Origin of the sequence: [Clostridium] celerecrescens 18A, from assembly GCF_002797975.1 — a bacterium.
Taxonomy (GTDB): Bacteria; Bacillota; Clostridia; order Lachnospirales; family Lachnospiraceae; genus Lacrimispora; species Lacrimispora celerecrescens.
Map to the genome: position 1 here is coordinate 890566 of NZ_PGET01000001.1, position 24363 is coordinate 914928.

At 42.0% G+C, this 24363-nt stretch carries 20 protein-coding genes; 16 read left to right on the forward strand and 4 right to left on the reverse strand.

What is annotated here, in order from left to right:
• Positions 1-145 precede the first annotated feature (145 nt).
• The 3 genes from H171_RS04210 (at position 146) to H171_RS04220 (ending at position 3447) form a co-directional block, all read left to right on the forward strand.
• The gene (locus tag H171_RS04210; protein ID WP_100304033.1) at positions 146-709 is read left to right on the forward strand and encodes a TetR/AcrR family transcriptional regulator; all 564 of its coding nucleotides are present in this window, start codon (positions 146-148) and stop codon (positions 707-709) included.
• A gap of 113 nt (positions 710-822) precedes the next feature.
• On the forward strand, positions 823-3240 hold the full coding sequence (gene lon, locus H171_RS04215) for an endopeptidase La (RefSeq protein WP_100304034.1): 2418 nt from the start codon (positions 823-825) through the stop codon (positions 3238-3240).
• On the forward strand, positions 3241-3447 hold the full coding sequence (locus tag H171_RS04220) for a DUF1858 domain-containing protein (protein WP_330404158.1): 207 nt from the start codon (positions 3241-3243) through the stop codon (positions 3445-3447). It abuts the gene before it with no gap.
• Between the two features lie 72 nt (positions 3448-3519).
• On the opposite strand, the gene H171_RS04225 is transcribed toward H171_RS04220, so the two are convergent.
• Entirely contained in the window at positions 3520-3903 is a 384-nt protein-coding gene (locus tag H171_RS04225) for a DUF6483 family protein (RefSeq protein WP_100304035.1), read from the reverse strand.
• A gap of 220 nt (positions 3904-4123) precedes the next feature.
• Between H171_RS04225 and H171_RS04230 the strand changes: the two genes are divergently transcribed.
• The 3 genes from H171_RS04230 (at position 4124) to H171_RS04240 (ending at position 7974) form a co-directional block, all read left to right on the forward strand.
• Positions 4124-5248 carry a CdaR family transcriptional regulator gene (locus tag H171_RS04230; RefSeq protein ID WP_100304036.1) on the forward strand — a complete coding sequence of 375 codons (1125 nt, stop codon included), beginning with the start codon at positions 4124-4126 and terminating at the stop codon, positions 5246-5248.
• Positions 5249-5376: 128 nt separating this feature from the next.
• Entirely contained in the window at positions 5377-6768 is a 1392-nt protein-coding gene (locus H171_RS04235; RefSeq protein ID WP_100304037.1) for a GntP family permease, read from the forward strand.
• A 48-nt stretch (positions 6769-6816) separates the two neighbouring features.
• On the forward strand, positions 6817-7974 hold the full coding sequence (locus tag H171_RS04240) for a glycerate kinase family protein (RefSeq protein ID WP_100304038.1): 1158 nt from the start codon (positions 6817-6819) through the stop codon (positions 7972-7974).
• A 51-nt stretch (positions 7975-8025) separates the two neighbouring features.
• Here H171_RS04240 and H171_RS04245 read toward each other — a convergent pair whose 3' ends face one another.
• Entirely contained in the window at positions 8026-10281 is a 2256-nt protein-coding gene (locus tag H171_RS04245) for a methyl-accepting chemotaxis protein (RefSeq protein ID WP_166433591.1), read from the reverse strand.
• Positions 10282-10642: 361 nt separating this feature from the next.
• The gene (locus tag H171_RS04250; RefSeq protein ID WP_100304040.1) at positions 10643-11638 is read right to left on the reverse strand and encodes an SPL family radical SAM protein; all 996 of its coding nucleotides are present in this window, start codon (positions 11636-11638) and stop codon (positions 10643-10645) included.
• A 159-nt stretch (positions 11639-11797) separates the two neighbouring features.
• On the opposite strand from H171_RS04250, the gene H171_RS04255 reads away from it, so the two are divergent.
• Positions 11798-12499 (forward strand): ATP-binding protein, encoded by a 702-nt coding sequence (locus H171_RS04255; protein WP_100304041.1) that lies wholly within the window; start codon positions 11798-11800, stop codon positions 12497-12499.
• Between the two features lie 86 nt (positions 12500-12585).
• On the opposite strand, the gene H171_RS04260 is transcribed toward H171_RS04255, so the two are convergent.
• Positions 12586-13263, reverse strand: a complete 678-nt coding sequence (locus tag H171_RS04260; RefSeq protein WP_100304042.1) for a Crp/Fnr family transcriptional regulator — start codon at positions 13261-13263, stop codon at positions 12586-12588.
• A 112-nt stretch (positions 13264-13375) separates the two neighbouring features.
• On the opposite strand from H171_RS04260, the gene H171_RS04265 reads away from it, so the two are divergent.
• The 9 genes from H171_RS04265 to H171_RS04305 all read left to right on the forward strand — a co-directional run bounded on the left by H171_RS04265 (position 13376) and on the right by H171_RS04305 (position 24171).
• On the forward strand, positions 13376-13711 hold the full coding sequence (locus tag H171_RS04265) for a cupin domain-containing protein (protein ID WP_100304043.1): 336 nt from the start codon (positions 13376-13378) through the stop codon (positions 13709-13711).
• Positions 13712-13755: 44 nt separating this feature from the next.
• On the forward strand, positions 13756-15348 hold the full coding sequence (gene hcp, locus H171_RS04270) for a hydroxylamine reductase (RefSeq protein WP_186802586.1): 1593 nt from the start codon (positions 13756-13758) through the stop codon (positions 15346-15348).
• Positions 15349-15381: 33 nt separating this feature from the next.
• Positions 15382-15564, forward strand: coding sequence for a DUF1858 domain-containing protein (locus tag H171_RS04275; protein ID WP_100304044.1), 183 nt, complete (start codon positions 15382-15384; stop codon positions 15562-15564).
• Between the two features lie 15 nt (positions 15565-15579).
• A complete protein-coding gene (locus H171_RS04280) occupies positions 15580-16200 on the forward strand; it encodes a hypothetical protein (protein WP_100304045.1) in 621 nt (206 codons plus the stop codon).
• The gene (locus H171_RS04285) at positions 16188-16736 is read left to right on the forward strand and encodes a hemerythrin domain-containing protein (RefSeq protein ID WP_100304046.1); all 549 of its coding nucleotides are present in this window, start codon (positions 16188-16190) and stop codon (positions 16734-16736) included. Before H171_RS04280 ends, H171_RS04285 begins: the two co-directional genes overlap by 13 nt.
• Positions 16737-16815: 79 nt before the next feature.
• Positions 16816-17223 carry a hemerythrin domain-containing protein gene (locus H171_RS04290; protein ID WP_100304047.1) on the forward strand — a complete coding sequence of 136 codons (408 nt, stop codon included), beginning with the start codon at positions 16816-16818 and terminating at the stop codon, positions 17221-17223.
• Between the two features lie 292 nt (positions 17224-17515).
• Complete coding sequence (locus tag H171_RS04295; protein ID WP_100304048.1) at positions 17516-20215, forward strand: cation-translocating P-type ATPase; 2700 nt, start codon at positions 17516-17518, stop codon at positions 20213-20215.
• Positions 20216-20762: 547 nt separating this feature from the next.
• Positions 20763-21482 carry a LytR/AlgR family response regulator transcription factor gene (locus H171_RS04300; RefSeq protein ID WP_100304049.1) on the forward strand — a complete coding sequence of 240 codons (720 nt, stop codon included), beginning with the start codon at positions 20763-20765 and terminating at the stop codon, positions 21480-21482.
• A 190-nt stretch (positions 21483-21672) separates the two neighbouring features.
• Complete coding sequence (locus tag H171_RS04305; RefSeq protein ID WP_100304050.1) at positions 21673-24171, forward strand: helix-turn-helix transcriptional regulator; 2499 nt, start codon at positions 21673-21675, stop codon at positions 24169-24171.
• Positions 24172-24363 lie beyond the last annotated feature (192 nt).

The following is a 24363-nucleotide window of genomic DNA, read 5'->3' on the forward strand; positions in this document are numbered from 1 at the left end:
CAAGACTTATTTTTTATGTTATGAAAGGTATTTTATTGTGAAAACCCCTATTACAGATAGGAATATAATATTTAATTAGAAAAAGTAAAAAAATAGTTGACAATAAGTGAATGATCATTTATTATAAAAACATAGAGGTGATGGCATGAGAAAAAAAGACGACGAAAAAGTGAAAAGCATAAAGGAAGCAGTTATCAAGCTGATCCTGCAGGAGGGCTTCCATGGCACTTCTGTCTCTAAAATCGCTAAGATGGCAGGGGTTTCGCCGGCAACGGTTTATATCTACTTTGAGAATAAAGAAGATATGCTGCACGATATTTACCTGGAATACTCGGAGGAAATATATGATTATTTATTGGACCGTGTAAAACGGGAAATGGAGGGACGGCAGCAGATCGAAGTGCTCATCCGAAGCTACTATAACTATATATTAGAGAACAAGGAAATCTTTAGCTTTGTGGAGCAATTTTCCAATTGCCCCTCATTGGCCAACAACTGTTCCGGGAAAAAAGGCATTTGTAATATTTACAGCCTGATGTCGGATATGAAGAGGAGTAATCTCGTTAGGAATTACAAAGAAGATAATCTTTTGGCCATCATTTTTCAGCCGGTGAAAGCAATTGCTGTTGATAACCGTAAGAACGAGACACAGAAAGAGGTTTTGCTGCAGGAAATGATTCAAATTATACAAGACGCAATATTGCTTTAGTTTTTTACAAGCGAGATTATTTTGTGAATATATTTTACAAAAAGTCTCGCATAAAAACAAATCCATATTAAATGAACATTCACTTAAGGAATACGCACAGAAAGGATAAAACTATGACAAATCATGATAAAAATAACATAGGAATCGTTTTCCCAATTTCCAACAAGGTTTTATTGCCGGATGTCGTAACTACGGTTCGTTTAGAAGCCCTTGACGAAACACATATGATGTATCTGGAAAACGAAGAAACCATAAAGATAGCTTTGCCGTTAAAACAGAATTTTGGTAAGAATCCAAAGCATGAGGAAGATTTTTACCGGACAGGCCTGACCTTTGAGGTTACAGGAATGGACCAGACGGAAAAAGGGATCCTGCTCTCCGTAAGGCTGATGGACCAGGTCAATGTTAAAGAGCTTCAAATAGAAGACGGCGTTATCTATGCCCAGTATGAGCTTAGTCAGAATCAGGAAGATTTAGACGAGAAGAGCCGGGAAGAAATGCTGGGCTATATCAAAAATGTTACCAGTGAGATAAGCTCCAAATTTTCAGGAGGAGAACAGTACCAGAGGATTGTCAATGAGTTTAAGGATTTGAATTCCATTATTGTGTATCTGTCTCAATTCCTTCAGATACCCAACGATGAAAAGCATGAGCTTCTGGAAATGTCTTTAAAAGATAGAAGCCTACGTTTCCTGGATTACATGTTGAAGCAAAAGGAAATGATCGAGCTGCAGATGGAGATTTCCGAGAAGTTCTCCGAGAAAGCAAACCGGTATTACAGGGAATCCGTACTTAGAGAACAGTTAAAGGCCATTCAGGAAGAATTAGGAGAAGGCAAAAAGGACGAAGGAAAAAAGGAGCCAGATTATTTAAAGAAGATCGAAGAGGCAGGTATGCCGGATGAGATCAAAGAGGCGGCTCTTGAAGAACTGGAAAAGTTTGATGATCAGGGCCCTAATAAACTGGATTACAACGTGATCCGTAATTATCTGGATCTTTTGGTTCAGCTTCCATGGAAAAAGGAAGAGGCAAAGGACATTGATCTTGACGAGGCAAGACGGATTCTTGACGAACAGCATTACGGACTGCAAAAAGTAAAGGACAGGATCATTCAGCATCTGGCAGTCATGCAGTTAAACAAAGCTAAAAAAGGTTCCATACTTCTCCTTGTAGGACCGCCGGGAACCGGAAAAACAAGCCTTGGCAAAAGCATTGCAGAAGCCCTTGGCAGAAAATACATCCGTTTAAGCTTGGGCGGTATCCGGGATGAATCGGAAATCAGAGGGCACCGAAGAACTTATGTCGGAGCCATGCCGGGAAGAATTATCCAGAGCATCCGAAAGGCAGGGAAAACCAATCCTGTCATGGTATTGGACGAAGTGGATAAGATTATGTCCGGCGGTTTCAGCGGAGACCCTGCCAGTGCGCTTTTAGAGGTTCTTGATCCGGAGCAGAACAACAGCTTTACCGATCATTACATGGATCTTCCTTATGACTTATCCGATGTTTTCTTTGTGGCAACAGCCAATTCTTTGGAAAGCATTCCAGGTCCTCTCTTAGACCGGATGGAGGTCATCCAGATAACCAGCTATACCATGGACGAAAAGTTCCATATCGGAAAAAATCATCTGATCCCAGAGGTCCTGAAAGAACATGGCTTAAAGCAGGAGCAATTGGTGATTGAAGATGAAGTATTGCAGAAGATTATCAGTGATTATACGCTGGAAGCCGGCGTGCGGGGGCTGAAAAAGCAGCTGTCCGGCCTGGCCAGAATTACAACGGAAAAAATCGTGTCCAAAAAAGCGGAGCTGCCTTTTGTGATTAAGGAAGAAGATCTGGAAGAATATCTTGGCAGTCAGGTATCCCGTCACGATAAGGCCCAGCAGGATAATCCTCCGGGAGTGGTTACAGGCCTCGCATGGACACCGGTGGGAGGAGAAATACTCTTTATCGAGGCGACCGATATGCCGGGAACCGGAGCGGTCATATTGACCGGAAAGCTGGGAGATGTGATGAAGGAATCTGCTAAGATTTCCTTAAGCCTGTTAAAATCCAGACTGCCTTTAAATGCCTTTAATTTTAAAGAAAGAGACCTTCATATCCACGTTCCGTCAGGAGCGGTTCCTAAAGATGGTCCATCGGCCGGAATTGCATTATTTACAGCATTAGCCTCGCTTGTTACCGGCAACAAGGTGGATTCAAGACTTGCCATGACCGGAGAAATCACTTTACGGGGAGCGGTCCTGCCCATCGGAGGCTTAAAGGAAAAGCTTCTGGGCGCTCAAAGAGCCGGAATCAACAGGGTCCTGATTCCCAAAGATAATGTAAGTGATTTAAAGGATGTACCGGAAGAAGTAAAGAATCAGCTCACGATTATACCGGTGGAAACGATTGAGGATGTACTAAAAGAGTCGTTGGGGATTTTCCTGCCCAGAATCGAACATGTATATTTTCAGAAGGGCGGGAACGGACTATTTCCCGATGGGCTAAACACACCACATAAAAATATAGAGAGAAAAGGGGTAATCTAAATGAATATGACAGTGACAAAGGATACTTTAATCGGAGAGGTCTTAGAAGCAGACCGAACCACCGCACACTTCTTTTTTGAAATGGGAATGCATTGCCTTGGCTGTCCCGCATCTGCCGCTGAGACCGTGGAAGAGGCCTGCATGGTCCACGGCGTTCCGGCGGAAGAACTGATCGACAAGTTAAACAAGCATATGTCAGAGCAATGACATTATCAATTTAAAAGGAAGGCGTCTTCAGATGAAGATGCCTTCCTTTTATCATGTCATATGGATGTTCGATTAACCTCTGCCCAGAAGAGCTTCTGCCATGCTGTCATAGCCATAAATGGATGATACGTATCTTAAACCGTCTGTAATTTCGTTTTTGGAATAATCATGCTCTTCAAGAAAGTTAAAATCGATCTGATTTAAGTGATAATAAAACATGAGCGCCATTTTAAAATGTTCCAAATCGTCGGAATCCAGCTCATCCAATAATTTGTTTTCTGCCTCATTGATCTTTCCGGCCTGGATAAGAGCTAAAAGCTCAAGATAATTTGATGCCGTCTCCTGGTCTTTAAAATTCAGTTCCTCTTTTTCTCCTAATTCAATATGAAAAATCAGCTTCAGCAGAGTTGTCACCATTTCATGAATCATGCGCATGATAAAATCATCTTGTAACATAAAATTCTCCTTTTTTACCGTCGTATATAATAAGTATAAAATGTTATGATAAAAAATAATTTACCACAAATCTGAGTAAAAGTAAAATGTATATAGTAAGAAAAGGATAAAATCCACTGCTATTGAAGGAAAAAGCAAAGTATGGTAAGCTGTTTTCAATAATGATGAAGAAATATCCGATGATTTCGAATGATATAGTTTAAGCTACGGGAGGATGCAGATGATAGAAACAGAATTAGCTAAGAAATTCATTGAACAGGTCACTCAATATACAGAATACAATATCAACATAATGAATGAGCAGGGGGTCATTATCGCCAGCCGGGATCCAAAGCGGGTGGGGACGTTTCATGAGGTGGCCTATTATATTGTGACCGGAAGCGAGGATATCGTAGTCACTTCCACAGAGGAGGATTATCCAGGAGTAAAGCCCGGGATCAACATGGTCATTAACATTGACGGCAGACGGGAAGGAGTGGTAGGAATCACCGGTAATCCGGGGGAGATAAAGCCCGTTGCTCTGATTACCAAAATGGCCATCGAAGCCATGCTGAAATACGAGAAGCAGCAGGAGGAACTAAGGCGCAGGAGGAATCGGAAAGAGCATTTCACAAACCTTTTGATCCATGTGGAATATCCGGATCCGGGAGAGCTGCGGAACATTGCAAAGCAGCTTAATTATTCAGAGAACATAATCCGTATCCCAATATTGTGTAAACTGGATGACATTAAGCCGGAGCCGTTTCTGGACATGATCAAGAAAAGTCCCAGGCACGGGCCGGAGGATATCAGCATTATCCTGGATAGTAACCATATCCTCATATTCAAAACAATGCCGGAACAGATACGAAAAGTATTTGCAGATTATAAATACATCATTGCGGAATATTTAAGCACTGCTTTAAAATGGCTGAGGGAGCAGGAGAAAAGCTGTAAATTTTATATCGGTTCCTTTCAGGGAAGCTTTACCCAGTATTATAATGCCTACCGGCACTGTAAGTGGCTGGAGGAAAATGCAGATTCCGGTTCTGCCTCCTTTTTTTATGACCATACGGGGAATTATGTACGTTCCATAGTACCGATGAATGAGCTGCAATGGATGTTCAATATTTATGAAAGGGAGCTGGGGGAAGAATTTAAAAAGACATTTATGGAAATAGCCGGTGCTCTTATAAAGACAAATTATAATCTGGTAACGGCATCAAAAGAGCTTTTTGTGCACAAGAATACGCTTTTGTACCGTTATAATAAAGTGAAAGATATCTTGAATATCAATCCGATAGAATCCTCGTCGGACCGGTTTTTTCTGGAAGCCTTTTATAGTTTTTTAAGAAAAGAACACTAGTTTTGTATTGAGAATACAAAAATCAGGATAATATTGATACTCATGGTATTAGAAATCCGGGACATAATGGTGCTATGATATCATAAAAGAGCAAAAACTGTTGTCACTGTTTAGAAGGGGGTCATTTTATGACAGGTTTACCACTGATTTTTATTTTTGTATTGGCAATTATCCTGATGATCGTTGCAATTTCCAAGTTTAAGATTCATCCGTTTATTGCCATCATGAGCATATCACTGCTCCTGGGACTTATTGCAGGGATACCGCTGGTTGATAAGACTTTAGAGGATGGGACCAAGGTAAGCGGCCTTGCAAGTGTAATCGGGGCCGGATTTTCCGGAACATTCTCCAGCATCGGTATTGTTATCATCCTTGGAGCCCTGATCGGAACCATATTGGAGAAAACAGGCGCGGCTCTTAAGCTGGCTGATATGGTGATACGGCTTGTGGGGAAAAACAATCCGGTTCTTGCTATCGAGATGATGGGTTGGGTGGTATCCATCCCTGTTTTCTGTGATTCTGGTTTCGTAATTTTAAACCCGATCCGGAAAGCCCTGGTAAACCGGACTGCCGCATCATCCGTAGCCATGACTGTGGGCCTTTCCTCAGGGCTATACATTTCCCACGTTTTCATTCCTCCCACACCGGGACCCATTGCGGCGGCTTCTACCCTTGGCATTGGGGAAAACCTGCTTCTGGTTATGGGAATGGGCGCATTATGCTCTATCTTTCCACTGATTGCAGGGTTCTTTTATGCAAAATACATCGGAGGTAAGGTACGGTCTGATGATGAAGCCGATATGGGTGAGATCGCAAAAACTTATGAGGAGCTGGTTGCCGAATACGGCAAACTTCCCGGCAGTTTCAACGCCCTTGCTCCGATTATTCTTCCCATCCTTCTTATGGCTTTTTCCTCGATTGCAGCCATGGCCAATATGGAGGGCTTTGGGGCTGATGTTATTAAATTTTTAGGAACTCCCATCATTGCTCTGGCAGCAGGTACTGTATGTGGTATCCTGCAGCTGAAAGGAGCTGGCAAGATGGAAGAATTTTATGAGATAACCAATGACACTTTAAAGACAGTGGGGCCGATTCTGTTTGTAACGGCTGCCGGTGGAGTGCTGGGTAAAGTGATTTCATCTACTGATATGGTGAACTATATTAAGGATCATGCTTCAGTACTCAGCACCATGGGTATTTTCTTCCCATTCTTTTTGGCAGCTATCTTAAAGAGTGCCCAAGGTTCCTCTACCGTTGCTCTGACCACCACCGCAGGAATTGTTGCTCCGTTGCTTCCAATGCTGGGTCTTGAAAGTCCCGTCCGGGTAACGCTTGCCTGTATGGCAATTGGCGCTGGAGCCATGACCGTTTCCCATGCAAATGATTCCTATTTCTGGGTAGTGACAAATTTTGGAGCCATGACTCCGGAAAAGGGGTATAAGACTCAGACAATGGCAACGCTTATTTTGGGGATCGCAGGAATCCTGGAAATATTCCTTTTAACTTTAATCCTGCATTGATAAGAAGAGATAAGAATTAAATTCACTGGTCAAAGGAGGACTTAGTATATGAAATTATTGTTTGCATCTGACTCGTTTAAGGGGACTCTTTCCAGTGAACAGACCATAGAACTGTTAAAAAAAGCTGCGGCGGAAGTGTTTGATCAGTGGGAAGGTATCGGAATCCCCGTAGCTGATGGAGGAGAAGGAACCACGGATGCGGTGATCGCAGCCATGCAGGGAGACAGAATTCCCGTAACCGTCTGTGGGCCGCTTCTTGCTCCTGTAAACGCTTATTACGGAAAATTAGATGAAAAACGAGCCATCCTTGAGATGGCGGCGGCTTCCGGGCTTCCCCTGATTCCAAGAGATTTAAGGGATCCAAGGAATACCACGACCTATGGGACCGGAGAACTGATAAGAGATGCTTTGGACCGGGGCTTTACCGATATTTCCATAGCAATCGGTGGTTCAGCGACCAATGACGGCGGCATGGGCTGTATGAGGGCATTAGGAGTAAGATTCTTTGATTCGGAGGGAATAGAGTTAGAAGGAACAGGAAAAGATCTGGAAAAAGTCGCCCACATCGATCATTCCGGCATCCATCCCCAGATTTCTAAAGTGAAAGTGACAGCCATGTGTGACGTTAATAATCCCTTATGCGGGAAAGACGGAGCCACCTACACGTTTGGAAAGCAGAAGGGCGGTTCGCCCCAGGTTCTTGATGAACTGGAAAGAGGAATGCAGAACTACCGGGATGTGATGATACGGGAACTGGGTATTAATCCCGATCATATGCCTGGTTCCGGAGCCGCTGGGGGCCTTGGTGCGGCACTTCTGGTATTTCTTCAAGCGGAGTTAAAATCAGGAATTGAAACGGTTCTGGATTTAATTGATTTTGATTCCCGCCTGGAAGATGTGTCTATGGTTGTGACCGGAGAGGGGCGCACGGACTGGCAGTCCTGTTTTGGAAAGGTGATACAGGGCATTGGAATGAGGTGCAAAAGAAAGGGGATTCCGGCTGTTGCTCTGGTAGGTGCTATGGGAGAAGGTGCAGAGAAGATTTATGACTTTGGGATCTGCTCCATCATGACAACGGTCAATGGGGTCATGGTACTGGATAAGGCTTTGGAAGATGCCGAGGACTTATACTATCAGGGAGCTCTTCGGATGTTCCGTTTTATAAAAACTGGCATGGAAATACAGAAAAAGGCTGCGGATATTTAAATCCGCAGCCTTTTTGCAGGCAATTGTCAGTAGAAAAGAATTCTGAAGCTATTAATATTTATCATAAGTTTCTTCTGGATCAGAATCCTCCCAAGCAGCAGAATCCTCCATAGTAATAGAATCCTTCCAAGCAGCAGGAGCCTCCCAAGCAGCAGTTGGTGCACTGGTTGCGGAAGGTGCTTTATCCATCAGCTGAAATTTTCCTACTAGAGATTTTAGATTGTAGGCCTGGGCGGTCAGCTCTTCGGAAGTGGCCGCGCTTTCTTCCGATGTTGCGGAAGTGGTCTGTACGACGGCGGATATCTGGTCAATGCCGGTTGTAATCTGCAGCAATGCGTCAGACTGGGCGGCGGATGCTTCCGCGATTTCTGCGACCCTGACGGAAGAAATATTTGATTTTTCAACTACAAGCCGCAGTGCTTCTGCAGTCTCATCTGCTATTTTTGTTCCGTTTCCAATGGCAGTAATAGCGTTTTCAATAAGAGCCGTGGTATTTTTAGCAGCTTCCGCAGATTTACCGGCCAGATTGCGGACTTCATCGGCTACCACCGCAAATCCCTTTCCGGCGGAACCGGCTCTTGCAGCTTCAACGGCCGCATTTAATGCCAGGATATTAGTCTGGAAAGCGATATCGTCAATGGTTTTAATGATCTTGCTTATTTCGCCGGAGGTGCTTGCGATTTCATTCATTGCTGAAATCATATCCCTCATCTTCTGATCACTTGTCAGCATGCCTTCGCATGCCTCCAGGGACAGGGTATTAGCCTCTAAGGCGTTGGAAGCGTTTTCTTTAACCCGTTCTGAAACCTCGTTAATGGCTGCGGACAGCTCTTCGATGGAAGAGGCTTGTTCCGTGGCTCCCTGGCTGAGAGCCTGGGAAGCATCAGATACCTGGGAGGCCCCGGTGGAAACCTGTTCGGAAGCCTGGTCGATCTCTAAAAGTGTATCGCTTAAAGTAAGGCGGATGTTCCGCATTGCTTCCAGGATATACTGGTATGCTCCGGTGTATTTTTCCTCATGAATGGACGTTGCTTTGAAGTTGCCGTTGCTCATTTCGCCCAGAACCTCATTGATATCCTGGATGATGAATTTTAAGTTTTCCGCCATATCCATAAATGTTCTGGAGAGTACACCTATTTCATCCATGGACTGAACCTCCAGCTGGATATCCAAGTCACCGGAAGCGATGCTGGCTGCAGCGGACATCACACCGTCAATAGGACGAAGAGTCTTTTTTAAGAAAACAATGACAACCGCATTAATTATGATCAGTGCAAGGACTGCAAGAAGAGTCATTAATTCAATGATCTTTAATACATCCTTTGTCAGATCCTTCTTTTCCAGACAACTGGAAGCCCACCAGGTCTGTGACCCGCAGGTAATCGGGTAATAATATCTGGATTCCAAAGTTCCGTCGGATCTTTTGGTATCAATCTGGAATTCAGTTTTAGCCTGCTGCAGGGCTGTAATTTTTTCATAATCTGAAGGAGAAACCATTTCACTTAGGTTTCTGCCGATGTTATCGTTTGATTGGCTGTCATAGACAATCTTGTTTTCTCCCGTGTAGATATCAACATACATGGTATGATATTTTGAATCTGAAGTTTTTATCTTAGAAAAGTTAGAAACGTTAATATCGGCCAGAATAACTCCGATAACGTCTTCCCCCTTCATAACAGGATAAGCAATGGTACTCATCATGATTCCGTCATACATATAAGGATCAGTGATATAAGTAGCCTTTGTTTCCTTGGCAAAACGATAATAATCCTTTGTGGAATAGTCGCTGTATGCTCCAAGAGACTGAGCGGTTTTATTTTCAGCCTCCTTTTTGTCTACATAGAGGGAGTAATCCTTGACACCGGGATCAAATTCTAATGGCTCAAAAAATGCACCGATCCCATAAATATCAGGATTGGTGTCCACGGTTGACCAGGCAGAATTTAAGATATAATTCTCGATCGCATAATTAATTTCCTTAAGTCCAACATCATATACCCTGCTCTTACGGACGGTGCTTTTCCAATCGCCGATAGCGTTCCGGTCGTTGTATGCACGGTATAAGTAATCCTGCAAATTTTTGGCGGTTCCAGAAGCATCGTTGATGATGGCCTGTACCATGAGGCCGTTCTGGGCAGATATTCCAGAAAATTCACCGTTGATTGCCTTTGAAACTGCTTTGCTTGCCTGCGCTGCAGAGATCGTAATGAGCAAGATCAGGCTCGCTACCAGTATGATTCCCATAGTAATGGAAGTCTTTGCAGCAAGTTTCAAATTGCTGAACTTTAGCTTTTTCAATATCTTCATAATTGTATTACACTCCCTTTGATTTAATGATCGGTCCGCTCTGTGGAGTGACCGGAAAATTTTACCAGCAAATGAGTAAAAAATATACTGCATGTTATGCAGTAAAATTTTATGGTCTTATGCGGGTAAAAGAAAGATCCTCCTTTCGTATTTTAAGCATGGTTTGTGACCTTGTTATACTACCTATATAACAATTATATATTCGACATAAAAGGACAAAAAAATAATAGTATATCTTGATTTTTCGAAGAATCGCAGCAATTATTGAGGCAATTCTCAAGGCTTACAGGAAGAACTTTGGCCGCCCATAACTTATGGAAGCGGCCATTTTAAGAGAGCTGGAAATGCTCCGGGTATTTTTTTAAACTACATATAAAATCGTCATCCCTCTAAGCTTTTCTTCGATTTGCTGTCTTAAAAACTGTTCCCCACTGCTTCTTAAATCATCACGGTAGCAGTATTTTCCCCGTCCCCGCCCGGTCATGAGTTCTTTGTCATAAAGGCGTTCTGCCTGAGGAAATGCCTCTGTGTTGATTGCGTTTTGAACATAGCTGTAAGTCATGAAAATGATTTCAATGGGTGCCTGTTCCCTTACCTTTTTGGAAAGCCGGTCTGAGAGCGTATCAATCAGTTGAGAATACAGGACTTTCCAGTCTTCGGTCATAATGATGGGAGCAATCAAAAGTCCTACCCGGTATCCGGCGTCACACATACTGTTTAAGGCGGTAATTCTGGCATCTAAGCCGGAGGTACCCGGTTCAAACCGGGTGATGATGGGCTGGGGGTTGACACTCATCCGCATGATGACACGGCCGCCATGGCTGATGCCGAGAAGGGGTTCTACCTTATTGAATTTCGTTGGGAAGGTGAGAAATCCATAGTTGCTCTTACTGAAATTTTCAATTGTCCATGCCAGATTTCCGGTTATGGTATTTTCAAGGACAAGATCACTGTTGCTTCCTATCTCGTAGGTATAATTTTTTTCAGAGCGGGCTCCGTGGTCCATGATTTTTTTCAGCATCTGCTCCCGGTTTACAAACAAACGCAAATAAGCGCATTTGTTGTAGTTGCATACCAGATAGCAGTAGTGGCACATGGCGGTGCAGCCGGAAGAGGTATAAGGAACAAGAAAGTCCGATACCTTGTGATTGGGAACGAAGTTGTGGGTTTTGCGGACCCCTATGATAAGATGGTGCTTCATAGCCGGAAAATCACTGTTTGGGCGGGTTCGCAGCTCGTCTATTTTATTGTGGCTTTTAATGGGAATCCATGGAATCGTGCTGTATTTTTCCTTTAGACGCTGGCCCAGCTCATATTCAAGGGATTCTGGTTCGTAATATATTTTATCTGGGAACATGGGATACCTCCGATTAGGAGTAGTATGTGTGAAAAGTTAAGAGGTAAACCCGCAAAACAGCATAATTTTTTATGAATTTTTTGTTGTAATTACAACGGACAGAAACAAAATAGCATAGTATGATAGCTTCAGAAAGCAAATATGAGGAGGCTATAAGGAATGGTTCGTAGAATTATTCAGATCGATAAAGAAAAATGCAATGGCTGTGGTCTTTGTGCGGCAGCATGCCATGAGGGAGCCATTGGAATGGTAAATGGAAAAGCAGAGCTTATGCGGGATGACTACTGCGATGGATTAGGGGACTGCCTTCCCACATGTCCTACCGGAGCCATTACATTCGTAGAGCGGGAAGCAGCCGCTTATGATGAAGCGGCAGTGGAATTAAATAAGAAAAAGGCTGAGGCAAAAGGACACGCTTCCTATAGCGGCTGCCCAGGAAGCCGGGCTATGCAGATAGAACGTACTGCCGAAACAAAGGAAATGGCTGAGGCTCCTGTCCAGTCCCAGTTAAGGCAGTGGCCGGTTCAGATCAAGCTGGTTTCTGTGAAAGCACCTTATTTTGAACAGGCGGATTTATTGATCGCTGCGGATTGCAGTGCCTATGCATATGGAGATTTCCATCAGAAATTCTTAAAGGGAAAGGTCGTTCTTGTTGGATGTCCGAAGCTGGACCAGGTAGATTACAGTGAGAAGCTGACGGAGATTATAAAGAACAACACCATTCAAAGCATTACGGTCGTCCGAATGGAGGTACCATGCTGCGGCGGTCTGGAACATGCGGCCTTAAGAGCCCTCGAGGATAGCGGAAAAGAAATTCCATGTGACGTAGTTACCATCTCTGTTGATGGGAATATATTATAAAATTAAAAGCGGAATCCGGGGATAGTTGAACCGGATTCCGCTTTTTAAATAGTATTACGAGATAAGGTCCGTCAGGCAGGAAGAAGTTATCCTTCATGGAGATCCTCTTTTAACGTGAACCGGTTCTTCTTATAGGTTAAAATTCCTTCGTCCTGCAATTTGCTCATTTCATTGGACAGGGCACTGCGGTCAATGGATAAGTAATCCGCAAGCTGCTGCCTGTTAAATGGAATATCAAAAGTGGAGGAATTGTTTTTTAAGGATTCGGCGGAAAGGTAGGAGAGCAGTTTTTCCCTGATGGTTTTTTTGGACATATGCTGCATTTTTTTCGTGAGGATTAAATTCCGCCTGGCAATGGAAGATAAAAAATTTTGTAACAGGCGTGTGTGGAAGGAGCATGCGGAGGTGCAGACGTTCATTATCCTGTTAAAATCCATAAACAGCACATCGCATTCGGAATCAGAGATAACACTCATTTCAATCGGTATGGAGGGGATGCAGGCATAGGTTTCCGCAAAAAGAGCGCCGGACATCGCCTCAGAAATAATGGTCCGTTTGCCCCAGAAATCCTCCTGTATGATAAGAGCAGTCCCGGTGAGCACCATTCCAACGGAACGAATGTAATCTCCGCTTCTTATGATAAATTCATCTTTTTTATAATGTTTAATCCGGGCAGACAGGCATTTTAACATTGCGCTTATTTCCTCTGGCTGGACTCCGGAAAACAGGTTTGACTTTCTTAATATGGATAAGTACTCCTCCATTTGCCGTCTCCTTTTAAATTATTTTTATTATGTTGTAATTACAACAGAAATGATGAGATTATTATATTATAATCTGCTTATAAAAGCAATAGAAAAACAAGGAGGCAGCCAAATGACAGAGAAATTCATTAAAAATATAAAGCATGAAGAAATCGTAATGTTATCTGATCTGGTTCAGGCAAATGAAGGCCAGATCGTCAGCAAGACCCTTGCACAGAATGAAGCCCTTAGCATTACGTTATTTGCATTTGATAAAGGGGAAGAAATCAGTACCCACGAATCCAACGGAGACGCCATGGTGACTGTTTTGGAAGGAACCGGGAAATTTACGGTAGATGGAAAGGAATATCTGTTAAATAAAGGAGAAACTCTTATCATGCCTGCCAAAAAGCCTCATGCGGTTTATGCAGAAGAACGCTTTAAGATGGTATTGGTTGTAGTGTTTTAACCAGTTGAAATAAAAAGGACAGAATAGAAAGGTTGGATATAGATATGGATCATAAGATGTTTTGCTTTCAGTGTGAGCAGACGGCAGGCTGCAGCGGATGTACGGGCAGCGCAGGAGTGTGCGGCAAATCTGCCAGCACTGCAAATTTACAGGATGAACTGACAGGGGCCCTGATCGGACTGGCAAAGGCATGCGGCAATAATTCCCCTTTGGATACTACCACAAGAATCCTTATAGAAGGGCTGTTCACCACCATCACAAATGTAAATTTCAATGATGAAGTTTTAGTAGAGATGATTAAAAGGGTACAGGAAGAAAAAGAAAAGATCGTGCCGGATTGCAGCAAATGTACTTCTGTTTGCGGAAATACTTCAGATTATGATATGAAGAACATTTGGGAGGCACAGGAAGATATCCGTTCCTTAAAATCTTTGATTTTATTCGGACTTCGGGGCGTTGCAGCCTATGCCTATCATGCTATGGTTTTAGGATATGAAGATGAAGGGGTCAATCATTTCTTTTATAAGGCATTGTCAGTCATTAGCTATGATCTGACCATGGAGCAGCTGCTTCCGGTGGTTCTTGAAGTGGGAGAAATCAATTTAAAATGTATGGAATTGCTTGACAAAGCAAATACCACCGCATTTGGAACTCCGGAGCCAACCAAAGTGCCTCTTGCCATTGAAAAAGGTCCGTTTATCGTAATCACCGGACATGATTTATATGATTTAAAACAGCTTCTTGAGCAGACAAAGGATAAGGGGATCAATATCTATACCCATGGAGAGATGCTTCCGGCTCATGGCTATCCGGAATTAAAGAAATATCCTCATTTAAAGGGAAATTTCGGAACTGCCTGGCAGAATCAGCAAAAAGAATTTGATAACCTTCCAGCACCCATTCTCTTTACCACAAACTGCCTGATGCCTGTGAGAAATAGCTATGCCGACCGTGTATTCACCACAGAAGTGGTTTCCTATCCGGAAATGGTCCATATAGGAGAGGACAAAGACTTTACCCCTGTCATTGAAAAAGCGCTGGAGCTTGGCGGATATGAGGAAGACCATGAAATGACAGGAATCAACGGCGGTAAAGAAGTCATGACAGGATTTTCCCATGGAACCGTATTGGGAGTTGCAGATCAGGTCATTGATGCAGTGAAGCAGGGAGCGATCAGCCACTTCTTCTTAGTAGGCGGCTGTGACGGTGCTAAGACAGGAAGAAATTATTATACCGATTTTGTAAAGCTGACTCCTAAGGATTCTATTATCTTAACTCTTGCCTGCGGAAAATACCGTTTTAACGACCTTGACCTTGGAACCATTGGTGGCCTTCCAAGAATTATGGATATGGGGCAGTGTAATGATGCATTCAGTGCCATCAAGGTAGCGGTGGCTCTGGCAGAAGCCTTTGGATGCGGGGTCAATGAACTTCCCTTGTCCATGATATTATCCTGGTATGAGCAGAAGGCAGTGTGCATTCTTCTTACCTTGCTTCACCTTGGAATCAAGAATATCTACCTGGGGCCATCCTTACCTGCATTCTTATCACCAAATGTATTAAACTTCCTTGTTGAAAACTACGGAATATCACCCATCAGCACACCGGAAGAGGATATAAAGAAAATTCTTGGATAATATAAATAATTAATAAATCAGGAGGATTATCATATGATAACGAAAGAAATGTATATTGGAGAAATATTAAGAAGCAATCCAAAGGCAGCGGAGATTTTAATGAGCTGCGGCATGCACTGTCTGGGATGTCCGTCATCCCAGATGGAATCCTTAGAAGATGCATGTATGGTACACGGGCTTGATGCAGACGCAGTGCTGGACAAGCTGAACCAATAAGGAAAGAGGTGTAACATGAGTGCCTTTTTAGGACCGATTCATACTTGGTTATATAACAAAATAAAATTTCAGGATGCAATGACTGATGCAATTTTAGACTTCGCAGAAGAAAATGGCTGCGGCAAAGAGCTTAGGGCCAGGACTGACAGCAGATACGGAGTGCTTTTAAACGGAAATCTGGAGGATATGATCGATACGGGCAATATCCACGGCTGGCTGCAGGAAAAAGTGAGCCTGGTGGAAAACAGACTTGCTTATGTGGTAACGGAACTCATGGGACCGGATCAGGAAAGATTATCTCATATTGTTAATGCTGTCCTGGAATTTGGAAAAAGAAATTCTGCGGATAAAAATATCACTGTACGCAAAGGCTATGATTATCTGGAAAGTACCTTGCTTAACGGCATGCCCTGTGACAGAGTGAACGAGCTGGTACAGGAAACGGAAGACAGCCTGGTATGGAGACAGACCCAGGATATCCATGGTGCTTATTGGACGATGATCCATGGGGATGTAACACATTACTATACCTTAAGAGAATCTCTGATAAAAGGAATGTTTGAGGATTCCGAACTGGAATTTCATCAGATTGAGGATCAGGTATATGAATTGAGGAGACGCTTATGTACGGAATAGATATATTAATGAAGGAGCATGAGAACATTCTGACTTTTACCGGCTTATTAAGAAGCATCAGCGCCGATATTCTGGAGGGGAAGCCGGTGGATGCTCCCCTGCTGCGGGAGTGCCTTGAATTTGCAAGAAATTACGCAGATAAGCATCATCACGGGAAGGAAGAAAAGATCCTGTTCCGGATCATGATGGAAAATATGGGACCTGTTGCGGAAAAGCTAATCAGGAATGGTATGCTTGTGGAACATGATTTGGGAAGATTGTATCTTTCTGAGCTGGAAAAAGCCATTGATGAATATGAGAAACATCCGGGAACAGAGTCAAAGTTAGATATCATCTCCAATGCGGTTGGCTATGGTGCCTTATTAAAGCGCCATATTGAAAAAGAAGATGAGGCCGCTTATGCATTTGCAGTACGTACACTGGCAGAAGATAAGTTAAAAGCTGTGGATGATGAAACGGAATCATTTGAAAGACAGGCAAAGGATCAGGGCGTACAGGATAAGTACGAATCCTGGATCCGCGAAAAAACAAGGTAACACGTACGGGGCGGCCTGAAGGGGAAACAGGCCGTCCCGCCTGTTACAAGGAAAATACAAAAGAAAGTGGCGTATAGGAATGGAATTAAAAAATTATATGGAGCAGCATGATCGGATCCGGGAAGAATTAGTGATCTTAAATAAGTTGTGCAAAAACAGGGACTTAGAACAAACGGCATCGGAAATCGCCTTACATATAAACAGTCTTGCCGGAAAGCTGAAAATACATTTATCCTCAGAGGATCAGTATCTCTACCCGGCCTTTCTAAGATCCGGTGATTCAAAGCTGATGAATCAGGCGGAGGAATATCAAAAGGAAATGGGGAACCTGCTTTCCATGTTTACGGAATTTAAGGAAAGGTATAATACGAAGATAAAAATCCTTACAGAAAAGGAAAGCTTTTTCGGCGAAGCTGAAAAAATCATGAGAAGCATTGATGTGAGAATGCGAAAAGAAGAAAGCGGTTTATACCGTCTGGTAAGATAAGAGAAAAAGGCCCGGAGGCTGTGCACGAAAACTTCGTGTAACAGTCTCTTTTTATGTTATAAAACCGTAAAAATGGGAAGGCTAATTCTAAATTCCTTCGTATAAAGAAAGGGTAAAGATTTTCTAATATTCAGTATCATTTAGTAAAAACGATTTGCATTGTTATCATTTTTTATACTTTTTTAGAAAGGTGTGGTAACAGTGATAGGAAAACTGAGACTGGAAAGGTTGATGGAGGAGAAACTTAAGGAACCAATGAATGATGAATTTTAACTGAAAGGAGGAGGATGAAGTGGAAAATTGGTATGTAACTAGCACAGCAGAGATACTTGAACATTTTAATACGAACGTAAATACTGGAATATCGGATCAAGAGGTAGCAAACCGGCAAAGCAAATATGGGAAAAATGAGTTTGCAAAGCAGGAAAAAACCAGTCTGATCAAAGAAATTCTGCATCATCTTAAAGATATTTCAACGATAATCCTGCTGTTAGCTGCCTTACTGTCTTTAGGGATGGCACTGAAGGATGGTCATGGCTTTATAGAGCCAGTTGTAATCGTTTCTATTGTTGTCTTAAATCTAATACTTGCAATTACCCAGGAGCGTGGCGCTGAAAAAGCTCTGGAGGCATTGTCCAGCTTAAACTCTCCTAATTGTATTGTTATACGGGGTGGCGTACAAAAAGAGATGGATACAAGTGAATTGGTTCCCGGTGATATCATTAAGCTTCAACTGGGAAGCATTGTTCCTGCCGACGCACGCCTGATTACCAGCACCAATTTACAGGTGGATGAATCAGCGCTCACAGGAGAAAGCGAGCCTTCGGAAAAAGATGCAGATATTCTGCTGCAGGGCAGTGTTCCCCTTGGAGATCAGCTTAATATGGTATTCTCCAGCTGTCATGTGACATCAGGACATGGGTTAGCAATGGTCACTGCTACCGGAATGCAGACAGAGATGGGGAAGATTGCCGGATATTTAAACAATTCACAGAAAATAAGAACACCGCTGCAGCGACGTTTGGAGAAAATAGCAAAGTCCATCAGCATTGTTGCCATAGCTGCAGCGGTATTACTCTTTTCCATCGGTATTTTACAGGGAGAATCCGTTTGGTCCATGATTATGCTTGCGGCAACGCTGGCTGTAGCAGCAGTACCGGAAACCCTAAATTTAATTGTAACCTTATCCCTTTCCCAGGGTGTAAAAAATATGGTGAATAAAAATGCACTGATCCGCAAGCTGACCGCAGTAGAGACTCTTGGTAACACCTCGGTCATCTGCTCAGATAAGACCGGAACACTGACACAGAACCGGATGACCATTGAAAAGCTTTGGCTTCCCGGAAATGAGCCGTTTGGAGCCGGAGATGAATTTGTCAAGGATCAGACAGAGCTTCTGAAGTTGTTTGCACTGGCAAGTAACGCTTCTGTCCAGGAAGAAGAGGATGGTACCTTAACCATCATGGGAAACCCGACGGAGAAAGCCATTATGCGCCTTCTGCATGAAAAGGGCTTATCCAAAGAACGTATTTCTGAGCATTACCGCATAGTAGGAGAAATCCCTTTTTCTTCTGAACGTAAGATGATGACCATTGTCTTGGAGGCGTCCTCGGGAGGATATTTAATTCTTACCAAAGGTGCTCTTGATCGGTTGCCTCTCAAATCATTTGATAAGGAAACAGAAAAAGAAGTTGACTATGTTCATAAGATTTTTGCCGGAGAGGCACTTCGTGTTCTGGCCCTTGGAATCCGATATTTAAATGAAGCTCCTTCTATGGAAAAGCCAGAGGAAATTGAACAGGATCTGGAATTATGCGGGCTTATTGGTTTAATTGATCCGGCTCGTCCGGAAGCAGCCCAGGCAGTGGAAAGGGCAAAGATGGCCGGTATCCGTACCATCATGATCACCGGGGATCATGCGGCAACAGCAAGTGCAATCGCAAGAAACATTGGAATTCTGGGTGAAAATGAAAAGGTTCTCACCGGACAGCAGCTAAATGAGATGTCAGATGAAGACCTCTGCAGGAATATCCATCATTACTCTGTTTATGCCCGGGTTTCCCCTGAGGATAAAATCCGAATTGTTGAAGCATGGCAGGAAAATGGGGAAGTCGTTTCCATGACCGGGGACGGTGTCAATGATACACCGGCATTGAAGGCAGCAGACGTGGGAATCTCCATGGGTCAAAGCGGGACTGAAGTAGCAAAAAGTGCTTCTGACATGGTCTTAACAGATGATAACTTTGCTACGATTATCGATGCGGTATCAGAAGGAAGGAATGTTTTCTCGAATATCAGAAAAACCGTTTACTTTCTGTTGGTATGCAATATTTCTGAAATTGTCATTATGCTGGTTGCCCAGTTAAAAGGCTGGGGGATCCCTGTAACTCCAATCATGCTGTTGTTAGTCAATGTGCTTGGTGACGGTATTCCAGGTATTTGCTTATCCAGGGATACTTCAGATCCTCGTCTTATGGATCGGGAGCCCATCCGCAGAGACGAAGGATTTTTAGCCGGCGGACTTCTTCCGGTAATTATACAGCAGACCATTGCATGTTCCGTAGTGGTTCTGGTTGGATATTACATCGGAACGTTCCGGGCACTTCCGGGAACGCAGGGACCCTCACAGGCAATCGGACAGACCGTTGCCTTTCTGGTTTTAGGTTGGACCTCCATCCTTCATTTATTTACAGTCCGCAGCAGGAAGTCTATCTTCAAACGGACGATTAAGGATAATCCGCCGGTATTATACAGTACTATGGGTATGATCGCAGTATTCAGCCTTCTGGTGGCATTTCCGTCCATAGGAAAAATCTTTGGCTTAACTTCTATAGGTTCTAATCACTGGCTGCTTGCAGCTGGTCTTTCCCTAATACCGACGGTCGTAGCCGAGATTGGAAAATTTATTGATGAACAGACAAACATTCGCGAGATTTATGAATATCGAAATCGTGTGATCCGCCACCGGATAAGAAAAGACGACAGCTTTTAACCTCATCAAGTAGGGTATAATAAAATTTGGACATTTAAGTAAGTCCATATGCTTGTATAAAAAATATGAGTATGTGGGCTTATTTTAGTGCCTTAAACTGTAAATGCAAACATATCCCCAAGTGTTTTATTACAACCTGATGACGTTACCGAAAGCCGGTTATAAGAATGAACATTAGGGAGATTGCCGGCAAGCTTTATACATCTGAAAAAACTGACAGAACAATAGAAGCGTATACTGTAAACTTAACATTCATTCAAAAACTGAGTTGGCAATTAAAGAATTCTGAAAAACTTTAAAATACTACATAATTGAGTATGAACCCAAAATTGATCTTATGTATACTTCTTTAGTAGAATACAGATCTGGAAGATTTTACAAGTGTTCGTTACTCAGGAGAAGAGCCTGGAAACAATACTTTTTACCATTTTGAGCTTGGTACTGAAGGATTAGTCCGTTTTATTAAGACCAAGGCAAGCCAGGACAAGAATGTACAGTTACTAAAGATCGTTAACAAATACCGCGAAATTGCATAGGGAGAAAATATATGTTCAGTGTATGTATTTGTGAAAACAATATAATGACCTTTAATAAGTATAAAGAAATATTGGATATAATTTCAAAGAAGCATGATATTGATATTTCGATAATGAATTTTCAAAGTGGTGAAATGCTCCTACAGGTACTAAACAATTATTTGGTTGATATTATCTTTATGGATATTTATTTGGAGGGAATGAATGGAATCGAGACTGCTAGGCGGCTACAGCAAAATGGTCTTCAGCCTCCCCTTATATTCGTGACAAAGAGTGAAACGCATGTATTTGAAGCATTTGATGTCAGGCCGATCAATTATTTAATTAAAGGTAAAGTAACAGTAGAGGAGTTTGAAAGAGTGTTTTTGAGGGCAGTTGATATTGCCAAGCGGAGAAGAAAGGAGCTTTTACTCTGTAAAGTTCGGGATTGCAATATTGTATTACAAATAAAGGACATTGCCTATATTAAAGTGACAAAGCGCCTCATTACCGTCTGCTATAAAGGTAGAGAAATTAAATTTTACAGCAGTCTAGTGAAGTTGGAGCAGCAATTACAGGACTATAACTTTTTAAGGATACATCGATCCTATATTGTAAATTTGTTGCATATCACTACATTTTGTTCCAATTACGTTATATTAAAAAATGGAAACAGAATACCTATGGGTGCTACCTATGTCAATGAATTAAAGCAGGCATTTTTTAACTTATATGGCGAAACTAAAAGTTAAATTATTATATTGATACTTGAATATTATCATCGATGACTTCGGAATGGGGCAAAGTTAGTTTAGTATATTGGCTGATTTCGAATGATACGCCAGAGGAATATGAGAAAAGATCATGATCATGTTGAGTTTCAGATTTGACAATTAAAGGGACATACGATATATTCCCCCAATCAGAATTGGAGGAAGAAAAATGAAAAAAAATGTGGACAAACAAAAAAAGTATTATTTTTCGGGCAGGCTCAAAAGGCAGCTTAATCAAATATCACATCACTCCTTAACGATCGTGGAAGCACCTTCCGGTTTTGGAAAGACTACGGCCGTCAGAGAGTATTTGAAAGAGAACCTATCCCATAATGCCTGTGAATATTGGTATACCTGTTTGGGCGAGTCTGTTTCTGTGGCCTGGTTGGGAATCTGTGAGTTGTTCTCCAATGTAAATGTAAAAGTAGCTGATGACCTAAAAAACCTGAAGATGCCCACTATGGATACATTATTTTATATGACATCATATCTCAGAGATTTTAGCTGCCAAACGGAAACCTATTTAGTAGTGGATAACTACCAGCTTGTTAATTGCGATATTCCTCGTGAGTTAATAAGTGTTTTTTCCATGCATGGAAATCCCAAGCTACATATGATATTCATTACTCAACAATTGGAAGCTAAGCAGCAAATTTCAATTCATAATAATAATATACATACCATTAATGCATCTGCTTTCTTATTTGATAGGGAGGATACCGTCAGATTGTTTCGAATGGAAGGTATCCGTCTCACCGATGATGAGTTGAAAAAAATATTAATGAGCACTGAAGGCTGGGTATCCGCCATTCGTCTGCAAATCAAAAACTTTTTAGAAATAGGTTTTTTTGATCTTACCACCACTGATATTGGGCAGCTTGTGGAAAAAGCCATTTGGAATAGGCTTACGCCGGAAGAGAAAGCTTTTTTTTTATTAGTTTCGGTTCTGGACAGTTTTACGATACGTCAGGCGGCTATTATGTTGAATCAGGAGATCCTGCCTGAAAAAATTGATGAACTTCTCAAGAACAACGACTTCATAAGATACCTACCAGATAAGTGTATGTACAGCATGCACAGCATTCTCCAAGATTATCTCCGAGATCGGTTTTATAATCAGATGCCTGCGGATTATCAAAATCAAACATTTCGTAAAGCTGGAGTATCCTGTACCGCCATATTACAGTACTATTCAGCTGCCGAGTTTTTTTATAAAATCAAAGATTTTGACGCTATTCTATCTTTACCTTTTAGCCGTGAATACTTATATAAACATAAAGGAAAGAATCTATCGGTTTTTATAATCACGATAGTCAATGAATGCCCGGAAGAGATATTATGTAAATATCCTCTTACCATGATTGTCTTCGGATACTATACAATTTTAGACGGACAGACTGAAACTTACCGAAAGTTGTGCAGTCTGCTTCGCATAGCAGTTCGATGCGATTCGGATTTCGATCGGGAGTCATTACGGAAAATAAGAGGCGAATACACCCTCCTAGTAACTCTGGGAGAATTCAATGATATTTCCAAAGTGAACAAGGGCCATGAGACAGCTCTGAAAATTTTGGGTAAACCATCTATAATGATTAAGTCTGATATTCCAATGCTATTTGCTACTACCTCTGTTCTAAATATGTTCTGGAGAGAATCCGGTGAACTAGAAAATGAGCTGCAGCAAATAGACATAGGCGCTCACTTATATCACAAGATAGGCCAAGGACATGGAATCGGCTACAACACCGTCATGCGTGCAGAGGCTTTGCTCATGCGTGGCGAGGATAACGAAGCTGAAATTCTGTGTCATAAGGCCCTCTATGAAGCTCGCAGTTATTATCAGACTGATATGTGCATCTGTGCAGAATTAGTTCTTGCCCGCATTGCTATCCTACGTGGAGAGGTGAAAGGTTATTTTACCGCAATAAAAAATATGCAAGATTATGCTAAGGCAGATTCCAATTTATATGTTCTACATATGGTAGAATACTGCATGTCGATCATAGGTCTTTTATTGGGTATTAAATATTATGTTGCACCATGGCTTTATGATATGGAGAGTATAAAAAACGTGTTGTATGCACCTGTTATACCGCACGCACAAATACTTTACCTAAATCTTTTGCTTATGGAAAATAGGTATCCTGAGTTTTATGGTATTTCCCAGCTTATTCCAGACAAATCAAAAAACGCAAATGAAAACATTAAATATATGATGCCACAAGTATATTATCTAAAGTTTCTTGCTATAGCAAAATATAATAACGGAGATCGATTCGCAGCTCAAGAATATCTTAAGCAAGCTCTTTCTATTGCGATGCCCGATAAGATTTATCTTCCGTTTGCTCAAGAAGCGGGTCAATTGAATTCTCTTTTAGATTCCTTAAGGAACTCAGTATCCGATAAAGATGGTATAAATGCTATAATAAAACTTGGTAGACGACAAGAAAGGGGAATGAAAATCATTAAAAAGGCTATAAACTCAGATAAATCTCCGCTGACACCAAGAGAAAGAGAGATCGCCCAGCTTGCAAGGGATAGATTAAGCGCAAGGGAGATAGCTGGCAAGCTGTATATATCCGAAACAACTGTCAGAACAATCCTTAGAAGTGTATACAGCAAACTTGACATTCATTCAAGAACTGAGTTAGTTACTAAACAATTCTGACAAAAAAATGCAAAATACTACATAATTGAGTATAGATAAAAAAATAATTTGCTGTATTCTTAAGGCAGATTATTTTTTATATTTAGATATGGTTTTGAGTTTAATATAACCTATAAATATACTAAATAGCATTTTGTAACATAACAATTTTAAAGGAGGAGGAAGCTTGGATAAAGAATTTTTAAGCGAGCT